The sequence below is a fragment of the Aeromonas rivipollensis genome (assembly GCF_010974825.1).
GTDB lineage: Bacteria > Pseudomonadota > Gammaproteobacteria > Enterobacterales > Aeromonadaceae > Aeromonas > Aeromonas rivipollensis.
In genome coordinates this window covers 125371-137083 of the sequence record NZ_JAAILA010000002.1, presented here as the reverse complement: position 1 = coordinate 137083, position 11713 = coordinate 125371, and the positions used below count along the sequence as shown (strand labels likewise).

The 11713-nt window shown below is 61.2% G+C and carries 12 protein-coding genes and 1 pseudogene; 8 read left to right on the top strand and 5 right to left on the bottom strand.

Annotation, left to right across the window (positions count from 1 at the left end):
- Positions 1-83: 83 nt before the first annotated feature.
- Together dacB and G4923_RS00735 are read left to right on the top strand one after the other, a co-directional pair.
- Positions 84-1517, top strand: coding sequence for a D-alanyl-D-alanine carboxypeptidase/D-alanyl-D-alanine endopeptidase (gene dacB / locus G4923_RS00740; RefSeq protein WP_163134985.1), 1434 nt, complete (start codon positions 84-86; stop codon positions 1515-1517).
- Between the two features lie 319 nt (positions 1518-1836).
- Complete coding sequence (locus G4923_RS00735) at positions 1837-2094, top strand: GrxA family glutaredoxin (RefSeq protein ID WP_010674029.1); 258 nt, start codon at positions 1837-1839, stop codon at positions 2092-2094.
- Positions 2095-2156: 62 nt separating this feature from the next.
- Here G4923_RS00735 and G4923_RS00730 read toward each other — a convergent pair whose 3' ends face one another.
- On the bottom strand, positions 2157-2366 hold the full coding sequence (locus G4923_RS00730) for a DUF1653 domain-containing protein (RefSeq protein WP_005326862.1): 210 nt from the start codon (positions 2364-2366) through the stop codon (positions 2157-2159).
- Between the two features lie 359 nt (positions 2367-2725).
- Between G4923_RS00730 and G4923_RS00725 the strand changes: the two genes are divergently transcribed.
- Entirely contained in the window at positions 2726-3940 is a 1215-nt protein-coding gene (locus tag G4923_RS00725) for a pyridoxal phosphate-dependent aminotransferase (protein ID WP_106887201.1), read from the top strand.
- Between the two features lie 66 nt (positions 3941-4006).
- Here G4923_RS00725 and G4923_RS00720 read toward each other — a convergent pair whose 3' ends face one another.
- Together G4923_RS00720 and fabV are read right to left on the bottom strand one after the other, a co-directional pair.
- On the bottom strand, positions 4007-5482 hold the full coding sequence (locus G4923_RS00720; RefSeq protein WP_163134983.1) for a YfcC family protein: 1476 nt from the start codon (positions 5480-5482) through the stop codon (positions 4007-4009).
- Positions 5483-5643: 161 nt separating this feature from the next.
- Positions 5644-6837 (bottom strand): enoyl-ACP reductase FabV, encoded by a 1194-nt coding sequence (gene fabV, locus G4923_RS00715; protein ID WP_163134981.1) that lies wholly within the window; start codon positions 6835-6837, stop codon positions 5644-5646.
- A gap of 298 nt (positions 6838-7135) precedes the next feature.
- Between fabV and G4923_RS00710 the strand changes: the two genes are divergently transcribed.
- The 3 genes and pseudogenes from G4923_RS00710 to G4923_RS21185 all read left to right on the top strand — a co-directional run bounded on the left by G4923_RS00710 (position 7136) and on the right by G4923_RS21185 (position 9212).
- A complete protein-coding gene (locus G4923_RS00710) occupies positions 7136-7591 on the top strand; it encodes a DUF4124 domain-containing protein (RefSeq protein ID WP_163134978.1) in 456 nt (151 codons plus the stop codon).
- Between the two features lie 307 nt (positions 7592-7898).
- Positions 7899-8672: pseudogene (locus tag G4923_RS21190) on the top strand (PAS domain-containing protein); the annotation flags it as partial.
- A 6-nt stretch (positions 8673-8678) separates the two neighbouring features.
- The gene (locus G4923_RS21185) at positions 8679-9212 is read left to right on the top strand and encodes a methyl-accepting chemotaxis protein (protein WP_338120423.1); all 534 of its coding nucleotides are present in this window, start codon (positions 8679-8681) and stop codon (positions 9210-9212) included.
- Between the two features lie 79 nt (positions 9213-9291).
- On the opposite strand, the gene G4923_RS00700 is transcribed toward G4923_RS21185, so the two are convergent.
- Both G4923_RS00700 and G4923_RS00695 read right to left on the bottom strand, forming a co-directional pair.
- Complete coding sequence (locus G4923_RS00700) at positions 9292-9489, bottom strand: hypothetical protein (protein ID WP_163134974.1); 198 nt, start codon at positions 9487-9489, stop codon at positions 9292-9294.
- A gap of 61 nt (positions 9490-9550) precedes the next feature.
- Positions 9551-10447: an EamA family transporter gene (locus G4923_RS00695; protein WP_163134972.1), complete on the bottom strand. Its 897-nt coding sequence runs from the start codon at positions 10445-10447 to the stop codon at positions 9551-9553.
- Between the two features lie 111 nt (positions 10448-10558).
- Between G4923_RS00695 and rsxA the strand changes: the two genes are divergently transcribed.
- Both rsxA and rsxB read left to right on the top strand, forming a co-directional pair.
- Positions 10559-11140: an electron transport complex subunit RsxA gene (gene rsxA / locus G4923_RS00690; RefSeq protein ID WP_106887207.1), complete on the top strand. Its 582-nt coding sequence runs from the start codon at positions 10559-10561 to the stop codon at positions 11138-11140.
- 4 nt (positions 11141-11144) lie between these two features.
- Complete coding sequence (gene rsxB, locus G4923_RS00685; protein ID WP_139744889.1) at positions 11145-11711, top strand: electron transport complex subunit RsxB; 567 nt, start codon at positions 11145-11147, stop codon at positions 11709-11711.
- Positions 11712-11713 lie beyond the last annotated feature (2 nt).

Genomic DNA, 11713 nt, shown 5'->3' with positions numbered 1-11713 from the left:
CTGGCGGGCAAATGACAGTCACCAGGTTTGATTATCAGGGGCGCATCGCACTGCCGGCGCCCTTCGTTCAGTTAGAGGATCTTATGCAGCGGTTGTTGATTGGTTTTTGTGCTCTCTTTTCCCTGGTGGCCCAGGCCACCCCGCTGACCCCGCCCAAGGGGGGCCAGTACGCCGTCATAGTCCAGGGCAACAGCGGGGTGGAATTTGCCCGTCACGCCGACGACATGATAGCCCCCGCCTCCACCATGAAGGTGCTGACCGCCCTGGCCGCCCGCCTCGAGCTCGGCGCCGACTTCCGTTTCGCCACCGAGATCCAGGCCCAGGCTGGCGCCAGGCAAGGCAACACCATCAATGGCGACATCTGGATCAACTTCGTCGGCGACCCCACACTGTCGCGGATGGATCTGGTGGCCCTGTTCAAGCAGCTCGGGGTTACCCGCATCCAGGGCAATGTCTACGTCAACACCGGCGCCTACAACGGCTATGAGCGCGGCAACGGCTGGTCCTGGGGGGATCAGACCCTCTGCTTCGCAGCCCCCGTCTCCGCCGTCATCATCGACAAGAACTGTGCCTACGGCACCATCACAGCCACCCAGATTGGCAGGCCTGCGGTGGGCAACGTCGCCACCGGCGTCCCCATCGGCATAGGTGCCGACAACGTGGAGGTGATGAGCTATGGCGACATGGCGCGTCAGTTCTGCGCCCTGGAAGTGGACATGGCCAAGGGCAACTTCTACGAACTCAAGGGCTGCATCACCCCGAACAAGGAGCCGCAGGGCCTGCGCTTTGCCATCCACGACGTGGAAGCCTGGGGCTGGGACAACATCCGCTGGGCCATGAACCGCGCCGGGATCAGCCACGACGGTCTGCTGCAGGTCACCCATCAGGCTCCGGTGAGCGCCGATACCCTGGCCACCCACTACTCGGTCTCCCTGCCGGTGATGCTCTCCAAGATGCTGAAGAAATCCGACAACCTCTACGCCGACACCTTCCTCAAAACCGTGGGCCGTCACTACTACAACAAGCCGGGCAGCTATCGCAGCGGCACCATGGCGGTGCGTGCCATCCTGACCAAGCATGGTATCGATCTGGGCAACGCCACCCTGGCCGACGGCTCCGGCCTCTCCGCCCACAACCTCATCAGCGCACGCCAGATGCTGTCAGTACTGAACTTCATCCAGAAGAACGATGCCGAGCTCGATTTCATCAAGCTGCTGCCGAGCTCCCAGGTGGACGGCACCCTGGCCTGGCGACGCAGCGTCACCGCCCCCATGATGAAGAACAAGGTGCACGCCAAGACGGGCACCATCACCGGCACCTCCAACCTGGCCGGCTTTATCGACACCGCCGGTGGCCAGCGCAAGGCCTTCGTGATGTTCCAGCGCGGCCTCTCCCAGGATCCGGCGACCCACGAGCGCTACCGCGCCAGCAAGGCCGCCTGGCCCTGGACAGTGTTCGAGAAGGGGGTGCTGGAGAGCATCTATCAGCAGCAACCCCTCCAGATTGCAGAGCAATAAGGCAGGCTTGAGTGGAGTGGAGCGGATCGCATCGCTCGGCAGCAACGAATCCTGAGTGCCGAGCAGTAAGGCAGGCTTGAGTAGAGCAAAGCGCATCGCTCGGCAGCCACGAATCCAGAGTGCCGAGATTGCCGAGTTATAGGGCTGGAATAGTTCGCCACCGCCAATCCAGCATGCCGACCTCTGTGTCGGCACCTGGCCGGGGTGCAATCGAGCACGGCGAATGCGCGTATCGGTATTTTCAGCTTTGACTGGCCCAAAGCCGAGGCTATGCTGTCGCCAGCCTCGTCTCAACGGCCTTATCTAACGGAGAGAAAAGATGTTTGTAGAAATTTTTGGTCGCCCGGGTTGCCCCTATTGCGTTCGCGCCAAGCAGATTGCCGAGCAGCTGACCGAGGAGCGCGATGACTTCGAGTTCCGCTATGTGGATATCAACGTCGCCGGGCTCACCAAGGACGATCTGGCCGCCAAGGCGGGCAAGCCCGTCACCACAGTGCCGCAGATCTTCCTGGACGAGCAGCACATCGGTGGCTGCACCGATTTCGAGGCCTATGCCAGAGCCAATCTGGGCCTGTAAGCCCGATACCCATATGAAAAAGGCGCCTGGTGCGCCTTTTCTTATGGACCTTGATCACCCCCTCATGCCACAGGCGTGAAGCGGCTCACCACCTGCCCCTGATGCTCAATCCACTCCATGAACATGGCGACCGGGCGGGCATAGACCTGGCCATCCTGCTCGGATTGGTAGACAACCAGCTGTTCCTGGGTTTCGGTGTGCAGGGCCAGGGCGAGCACTTGATAGTAACCCCCCTTGAAGTGGCGGTAGCGACCGGTGGCGGGTGCGTGCATGAAGATCCTCGATGACAGGATGAAAGGACGCCCTGAGCTGCGCGTGCCCTTGGCCGGCAGCAGGGGTGGGAGCAGATTTTTACCCCAGCCAATCGTGCCAGATGGGGTGGATAATTCAATACACTCTTGCTGCTTTATGAACCTCCCCCTCATCTTTCACTAGTCTCTCGCGAGACAGGCAAACGATCCTGCTGAATTTAACAGACTGGCAACCCTGTTTCAGGGGTAAATATCAGGGATTTATTCCATAAATTAGATTGTTCTAGCATTCAATTCTGTGAAGAATAGGGGTAGAGAAATTTGATACTAAAAAAAGCTTTTCTGCCAACGCGCCCCCAGGGGAAGGAATCACGCTCACCATGTTCACTATCGACAAGTCGCACAAGCTCGACGATGTCTGCTATGACATTCGCGGCCCGGTGCATAAAGAGGCCCGCCGTCTCGAGGACGAAGGCCACCGCATCATCAAGCTCAACATCGGCAACCCGGCCCCGTTCGGTTTCGATGCGCCTGAAGAGATCATCAAAGATGTGATCCTCAACATGCCCCAGAGCCAGGGCTACTGCGACTCCAAGGGGCTCTTCTCGGCCCGCAAGGCGGTGATGCAGTACTACCAGCAAAAGGGGATGCGCAAGGTCGACATCGACGACATCTACATCGGCAATGGCGCGAGCGAGCTCATCGTGATGGCCATGCAGGCGCTGCTCAACAACGGCGACGAGATGCTGGTGCCCTCCCCCGACTACCCGCTCTGGACCGCCGCCGTCACCCTCTCCGGTGGCCATGCGGTGCACTACCGCTGCGATGAAGGGGCCGACTGGCATCCGGATCTGGACGACATCCGCGCCCGCATCACCCCGCGCACCCGCGGCCTGGTGCTGATCAACCCGAACAACCCGACCGGCGCCGTCTACGGCAGCGAATTCCAGCTGGAGCTGATCGAGATCGCCCGCCAGCACAACCTCATCATTTTCGCCGACGAGATCTACGACAAGATCCTCTACGACGACATCTCCCACACCAGCGTCTGCACTCAGTGTGACGATGTGATGGTGGTGACCTTCAACGGCCTCTCCAAGGCCTACCGCGCCTGCGGATTCCGTCAGGGCTGGATGGTCATCACCGGGCCCAAGGGCCGTGCCAGGGGCTACATCGAAGGGCTGGAGATGCTGGCCTCCATGCGGCTCTGTGCCAACGTGCCCATGCAGCACGCCATCCAGACTGCGCTGGGTGGCTACCAGAGCATCAACGAGCTGATCCTGCCGGGCGGCCGCCTGCGCCGCCAGCGGGACAAGGCGTGGGAGCTATTGAACGAGATCCCCGGCGTCTCCTGCGTCAAGCCAAAGGGGGCGCTTTACATGTTCCCGCGCCTCGACCCCAAGGTGTACGACATTCGCGACGACCAGAAGATGGTGTTCGATCTGCTGCAGCAAGAGAAGCTCTTGCTGGTGCAGGGCACCGGCTTCAACTGGCCGGCGCCGGATCACTTCCGGCTGGTGTTCCTGCCCCGGGAGGAGGAGCTGGAAGAGGCCATAGGCCGTCTCGCCCGCTTCCTCAAGGGCTACAAGCAGTAAGCAAGGCTCATGAAAAAGGCTCCCTCGGGAGCCTTTTTGCTGTCTGTCGTTTTCTCATCCGTGCCATCAGCCGTGCAGCAGGGTACCGGCCACCAGCACCCCCATGGTGATGAGGGCCACGCCCAGGATGAAGGGCAGCACCCAGCGCACGAAGCGATCGTAGGGGATCCTGGCGAGCGCCAGGCCCGCCACCAGATGGGCGGCGGTGGGAGCGAACAGGTTGATCCAGCCGGAGGCGGACTGATAGGCGGTGATCACCAGATCCCGGGAGATGCCGGAGAAGTCCGCCAGTGGCCCCATCAGCGGCATGGAGACGGTCGCCAGCCCCGAGGTGGAGGGAATAAAAAAGCTAAGAATGATGTGCACCAGATAGGCCATCAGGATGAAGACCGACGAGGAGAGTCCGGTCACCAGCCCCTCGGCCCATTGCAATATGGTGTCTATGATGACGCCCTGCTCCATCACCACATAGATGCCGCGCGCCACCGCCACCACCAGGGCCACCCCGATGAGATCCCGCGCCCCGTTCAGGAAGGTCGCCACATAGTTGGATTCGGGCATCCGGTTGATGATCGCAATCAGGATGGAGGCGCTGAAGAACAGGGTGGAGAGCTCATCGAACCACCAGCCAAAGGTGGGCAACAGATCGATCCCCAGATCCGACCAGGGCACCACCGCATAGATCATCAGCAGGAAGGTGCCGAAGAAGACCAGCATGGTGAGCTTCTGCTTGCCGCTGAAGGCAAGATTGCTGCTCTTCATCTGGGAGAATTCGTCGTCATAGGCGATGTCGGCCAGCACGGAGCGGGACTTGTCCTGCTGCACCTGCTTGGCATAGCGCATCACGAACCAGGAGGCGAAGATCACCAGCAGCAGCCACTGGATGACCCTCAGCCCAATCCCCTCCCCGATGGGAATGCCGGCAAAACCGGAGGCGATGCCGGTGGCAAAGGGGTTGACGGTGGAGGCGAGCACCCCGACCCCGGAGCCGAGCAGTATGATCCCCGCCGCCACCATGCGATCGAAGCCCGCCGCCATCATGACCGGCACTATCAGCGCCCAGAAGGCCACCGTCTCCTCCGCCATGCCGAAGGTGGATCCACCGAGGGCAAAGAGAGCGATCAGCACCGGGATCAGCAGTCGCTCGCGCCCGGCGAAGGCGCGCACTATGGCCCCCACCCCGGCATCGAGCGCGCCGCTCTGCATGGTCACCGCCAGAAAGCCGCCGATGATGAGCACAAACAGCGCCACATCGGCCGCCTTGTGAAAGCCCTGGATCGGGGCCTTGAGCACCTCGAACACCCCCTGGGGCTGGGAAGGCAGCTCGGTATAGCTGCCGGGCACCGGCAGCAGCCGCTCGTCGCCGCTGTAGTCGGCCACGGCCGCCGCCGCAACCGGCTGCTGGGTCTTGGCGGTGACATAGTTGTACTTGCCCGCCGGCAGCACCCAGGTGAGGGCCGCCATCAGGGCGATGATGATGAAAAGCAGGGTATAGACAGTGGGGAGTTGGCGCTTCTTGGGCGCCTCGTGCGAAGTGGTCATGGCTTCCCTTCCTCGGCAATGCCGTCAATGTTCCGATCAGCGCAAGCCTAGCGGGTTTGTTAGTGAAAAAAGGTGATCGCGGATAATAAACCTGCGGCAACAGCTTGAGTCCGCAGCAAAAAAACAGGGCCCCGCAGGGCCCTGTTGTCACGCTGTCAGGCTCAGAGCTCGACCACGTCGAAAGTCACATCCGGATTCACATCCGCATCGTAATCCACCTCGTCCAGACCGAAACCGAACAGGCGCAGGAACTCCTGCTTGTAGCCGGCGTAGTCGGTGAGATCGGAGAGGTTCTCGGTGGTGATGGAGGGCCAGAGGTCGCGGCAGGTCTGCTGCACGTCTTCACGCAGCTCCCAGTCATCCATGCGGATGCGGGCCTGCTCGTCCAGCGCCATGTCGGAAGCGTAGAGACGGGTGCGCAGCATGCGATCCACCTGCTCCATGCAGCCTTCGTGGATGCCCTTCTCCTTCATGATCTTGAAGGCCATGGAGATATAGAGCGGCATCACCGGAATGGCAGAGGAAGCCTGGGTCACCACGGATTTCAGCACGGCCACGTGGGCGGTGCCGCCCTTGGCAGCCAGATCGCCACGGATGGCGGTGGCGGCGCGGTCCAGATCTTCCTTGGCGCGGCCCAGGGTGCCATGCCAGTAGATGGGCCAGGTCAGATCGGTACCTATGTAGGAGTAAGCCACGGACTTGGCGCCGTCGGCCAGTACGCCCGCATCACGCAGGGCTCCCATCCACAGCTCCCAGTCCTGACCGCCCATGACGGTGATGGTGCTCTGGATCTCTTCCTCGTTCGCCGGCTCGACTGTGGCGGTGATGATCTGATCCTTGTTGGTGTCGATGGCGGTGGAGGTGTAGACCTCGCCGATGGGTTTGAGGGCAGAGCGTACCACTTCGCCGGTGTCCGGCATCTTGCGCACCGGAGAGGCCAGGGAGTAGACCACCAGATCGATTTGACCCAGATCCTGCTTGATGAGCTCGATCACCTTGGCACGACACTCGTGGGAGAAGGCATCGCCGTTGACGCTCTTGGCGTAGAGACCGGCCTCTTTGGCGGCCTTGTCGAAGGCGGCGGAGTTGTACCAGCCGGCGGAGCCCGTCTTGGTCTCGGAGCTCGGCTTTTCGAAGAAGACGCCAATGGTGGCGGCGCCGCTACCGAAGGCAGTGGCAATCCGGGAGGCCAGACCATAACCGGTGGAGGCGCCGATCACCAGTACCTTCTTGGGACCATTCTCGATGGTGCCCTTGGCCTGGGTGTAAGCAATCTGGCGACGAACATTGGCTTCACAACCGACCGGGTGAGTGGTGGTGCAGATAAAGCCGCGAACCTTGGGTTTGATAATCATAGGGGTCTCGGATCCGTTAAATGGATGAAATCGGGGCATAAGATACCTCATTGTGGCCCGTTATGGTGCTCTGATGTGTTGAACTGCGGGGAAAACCGGCCAAGATCCCGCCGTTTGTCGCCACCATCCACACCCCATATGCCGATCGCCAGATCCCGGTAGGGGCACGAGGGAGCCCGGACGAGTGGCGACACGACAGGGGAAAGGGCCGGATCCATACTGGCGGCGTCGATAGTGGCTGATTGTCTGGTCAGGGCCTCTGTACTACTGTGCAAAGAGAGGATTCAAGGAGGAGTCTATGTCACCCGTGCTGATCATCTCGCTTGGCTGTCTGGTTGCCGTCACAGCCCCGGCTGCCCGTGCCGATGTCTATCAATGTACTCGCAACGGTCAGGTCACCTTCAGCGACATCCCCTGCAGCAGTGACGCCAAGCCGCTGCCACTCAATATCTACACCCCCTCCCCCGAGGAGGTCGAGAGGGCCACCAGACAGACCCGGGAGATCGAAGAGAACCTGGCCAGCGGCCAGAAGCAGCGCCAGATAGACGCGCTTCGCGCCGAGATGGAGACAAAGAAACAGCAGATGAGCCGTGAAATAGCCGGTGACAACAACGAACAGAGGGCGACGACGACAGAGACGAGCGATCTCGAGGGCAGCGTACGCTCTCCCAGGAGGCAGGCCGTGGCGCGCCAATACCAGAACGAGATGGAGGCGCTGAACAAGAAGATAAACACCCTCCAGCAGTCAAAATAATCCCCTCCCCCTGCCCTGTGCACAGGCCCGTTTTTCACCGGATGGGCTCACTGCCCGCACTGTGACACCAAAAAGTAACACAATCGTCAGTGCCAACAGGGTCACCCCCATGCCACTATCAGGTCTGGCTGTTCGCCAGTATCCGGCCAGGAGCAATCTTCGTTAGAAACCTGATTGAGGGAGAAAAATTCATCAGGATTGAAATTAAATATTCAAAAAGTTGATTCGGAGTCGATGAAGCTTCATCAGGCAGCAATGCTATTGTTAATTCACTCAGATTACTGTCGGTCTGTCATTCAAGGGTCTCATGGAGGAGCTCCGTATGTTCTGGAATCACAAAGCAAGCAAGGAAGCGAGTGAACAGGTGGCGAAGATGGCGGAGCTGGGTGCTTTCGAGCAGGCCATCCAGTCCCAGGTGCCTTTCATCCTGTTTACCCCGGCGGGCATGGTCACCTTCGTCAACGACCTCTTCCTGAAGATCGTGGGCTTTCAACGTGAGGAGGTAATTGGCAAGCACCACAGTGCGCTCTGCTTCCCGGAGGACGTCAAGACCCGTGATTACGAGAGTCTGTGGCAGGATCTGCGCGGCGGCATCTCCCGCAACGGCCGCTTCATCCGCCAGTCAAAGTCGGGCAAGGCTATCTGGCTGGAGGCTACCTATTTCCCCATCATGATCGATGGCAAGGTGGCGCGCGTCGCCAAGGTTGCCTCGGACGTGACCCAGCAGCAGTCCTCCCTGGAGCGCACCCAGGCCCTGCTGGCGGCGCTCGACAAGTCGCTGGCGGTGATCGATTTCCAGCCGGACGGCACCGTCATCACCGCCAACCAGAACTTCCTCCACTGCTTCGGTTACCGGCTGGAGGAGGTGGTCGGCAAACACCACCGCCAGTTCTGCGATCCGGAGTTCTACCAGAAAAACCCCAACTTCTGGCGCGATCTCGGCTCGGGGGACATCAAGTCCGGGCTCTTCATGCGCCTTGGCCACCGCGGGGAGAAGATCTGGCTGGAGGCGACCTACAACCCCATCTTCAACCACGAGGGCAAGGTGGTCAAAATCATCAAGCTGGCGAGCGACATCACTGAGCGGGTGGAAAAATCCATCTCCACCCGGGAGGCGGCCCAGAAGGCCTGCGCCATCGCCAGCGAAACCGTCGCCAGTGCCGCCAAGGGGCGCGAGGTGATCGACAAGGTGCTGGAGACCTCCTCCCACATCAACACCTCGGTCAACGAGGTGAGCAAGCAGATAGACCTGCTCAATCAGCAATCCAAGAGCATAGAGTCCATCATCTCCACCATCAGCGGCATCGCGGATCAGACCAACCTGCTGGCACTCAATGCCGCCATAGAGGCGGCCAGGGCCGGCGAGCAGGGCCGGGGGTTTGCGGTGGTCGCCGACGAGGTGAGGCAGCTTGCCGCCAGAACCTCGACCTCCACCAACGAGATCGTCTCCGTGATCAAGCACAACTCCGACATCACCTCCAAGATCACCCAGACCGTCTCCGTCGTCTCAGGCAAGGCGGTGGCGGGGCAGGATCAGGCCAACATCATCGCCGACGTCATCAAGGAGATCATCGAAGACGCCAACTCCGTCTCGGACACCATCAAGAGTCTCTCCATCTGAGCCAGGGGTGCGCCATCCAAAAACAACGCGGGGCCAGGCCCCGCGTTGTTTTTTGTCATCCAGGAGGCTTGAAGAGGCGTCAATCCTCCCCCTGCAGATAGCGCCTCGCCTCCTCGTCGGCCTGACCCAGGGCCAGCTCCCACAACTCGGCGATGCACAGCCCCTCCTCCCCCACCGCCGCTTCCTCCAGGGCCTCCAGAGCCCTGGCATCGGCCAGGGTAAAAGGGTGGTGGCTCAGCAAAATCTTGGCCTCGGCCAGCAACTTCATATCGCTCATGGTGTGGCTCCTTCATGGCCAGCATAGGTCCCTGTCCAGACTGTAGCCGATCGGGGGGAAGTCAACTCTGGGCGGCGGCGCTGCGCACCCGGTGTTTGCCCACGGGCAACTGACCGACCCCGATGCCGGCCAGCACGGCGGCGCAGGCAACCCATTGCAAGGCACCCAGCGTCTCCCCCAGCAGCAGATAGGCGAGCAGCAGGGTAAAGACAGGGATGAGGTTCACGTAGGCGGCCGCCAGGGTCACCTTCACCTGAGTCACCGACCAGTTGTAGAGCAGGTAAGCGCCGAGCGTCACGAAGGCACCGAGGAAGAGGATGACCCCCATGTCCTGCCAGTCCCAATCCGCGGGCCAGGGGGCACTGAAGGCGAAGGGGGCGAAGAACAGAGTGCCGACGAAGGCCTGCAGGGCGGTCAGGGTCATGACGCCGTAGCGGCTGGAGAGCTTCTTGAACACCACCGAATAGGTGGCGGCGCAGAGCATGGCCCCCATCTCCAGGCTGTTGCCGAGCAGGGCGTTGGAGGCGAACTCATCCGCCCCCTCGGCCAGCCCCAGCAGGGCGATGCCGCAGATGGCGATGGCAAAACCCAGCAGCTGGCGGCGGCTCACCCGCTCCCTCAGCAACACGAAAGCCACCAGGGCCACCATCAGGGGCAGCAGCGCACAGACCATGCCCGCCTGTCCGGCACTGGTGTAGCGCAGGGCGTTGACCTCCAGCAGGAAATAGAGGCAGGGCTCCAGGGCGCCCATCAGGGCCAGCCAGCGCCAATCCCCCTTCTGGTAGCTGAACCGGCCAAGCTGGCGGTAGCAAAGCAGCCAGCAGCAGCAGGCCACCAACATCCGCATGAAGAGCACCTGGCCGAAGGACCAGACCTCCAGCACATGTTTGAGGGCGATGAAGGAGCTGGACCAGAGCAGCATGGCCAGGGTGAGGGTCAGTATGGGTAGTGGGCGCACAATGCCTCCATGAATTGGGCCCCCGAATAATAACCATACGGCCTTGCGGTTGTCTAAAGGCACCTAACATCAGATAATACCGCCGCCTTCACACCGGAAAACCCATCGTCAATGACTGAGTACCTGCTTTTACTGGTCAGTACCGTGCTGATCAACAACTTCGTGCTGGTGAAGTTTCTCGGCCTCTGCCCCTTCATGGGCGTCTCTGGCAAGCTGGAAACCGCCATCGGCATGGGACTGGCCACCACCTTCGTGATGACGCTTGCCAGCGCCTGCTCCTATCTGATGGAGCACTATATCCTGATCCCGCTGGACATCGCCTATCTGCGCACCCTGGGCTTCATCCTGGTGATCGCCGTGGTGGTGCAGTTCACCGAGATGGTGATCCGCAAGAGCAGCCCGACCCTCTATCGCCTGCTCGGCATCTTCCTGCCCCTCATCACCACCAACTGTGCCGTGCTGGGCGTTGCGCTGCTGAGCATCAACGAGCGCCACAACTTCATCCAGAGCATCATCTACGGCTTCGGGGCTGCCTGCGGTTTCTCGCTGGTGCTGATCCTGTTTGCCGCCATGCGTGAGCGTCTGGTGGCCGCCGATGTGCCCACCCCCTTTCGCGGCGTCTCCATCGCCATGGTCACCGCCGGCCTGATGTCGCTGGCCTTCATGGGCTTTACCGGCCTCATCAAGATATAGCGCTATGACTCACATACTCTTTGCCATTCTGGTGCTGGCCCTGCTGGCCCTCTCCTTCGGCATCATTCTGGGCTATGCCGCCGTCAAGTTTCATGTGCAGGCCGACCCCATAGTCGACCAGCTCGATGCCCTGCTGCCCCAGACCCAGTGCGGCCAGTGCGGCTACCCGGGCTGCAAGCCCTACGCCGAGGCGCTGGCTAACGGCGATCAGATCAACAAGTGCGTGCCCGGTGGCGATGCCACCATGCGCAAGATAGCGGATCTGATGGGGGTCGAGCCCCAGCCGCTGGACGGTGGCGACGAAGCAGCCGCCCCCGTCAAGAAGGTCGCCTTCATTCACGAGGACATGTGCATAGGTTGCACCAAGTGCATCCAGGCATGCCCGGTCGATGCCATCCTCGGCGCCACCAAGGCGATGCACACCGTCATCGCGGCCGAGTGCACGGGGTGCGATCTCTGCGTCGACCCCTGCCCGACCGACTGTATCGAGATGATCCCGGTGCCGACCACGGTCGACAACTGGAAATGGGATCTGGCCAAGGTCGCCATTCCGGTCAAGATAGTGGAATAAAC